Raw genomic sequence first — 256 nt, forward strand, 5'->3', positions numbered from 1 at the left:
TTTCACAACCGAAAGTCCTCTTTCCAGACACAGACCGTCACTTGCTTCACGAATGGTATACAAATCCTTTTTAGAAGACTGATACTTCATCCCATCTTCATAACTGACCTCATTGATGACAATGTGATTATGTATGTGTTCCTTGTCTGTATGCGTTTAAACTGCTACTTCATGCTTTTCTGCAACCTCTTTGGCTAACGAAAGACCCATTTAATTGGCTTCTTCTGGCGTCACTTCCCCAGGCTTAAACGACTGA

1 pseudogene is annotated in these 256 nt (G+C 41.4%); it reads right to left on the reverse strand.

The features are described 5' to 3' along the window. Positions 1-144 (reverse strand): annotated as a pseudogene (locus tag SAZ04_RS22505) (relaxase/mobilization nuclease domain-containing protein); the annotation flags it as partial. Positions 145-256 lie beyond the last annotated feature (112 nt).

The sequence above is a fragment of the Halalkalibacter lacteus genome, from assembly GCF_036663595.1.
Taxonomy (GTDB): Bacteria; Bacillota; Bacilli; order Bacillales; family Bacillaceae_D; genus Halalkalibacter; species Halalkalibacter lacteus.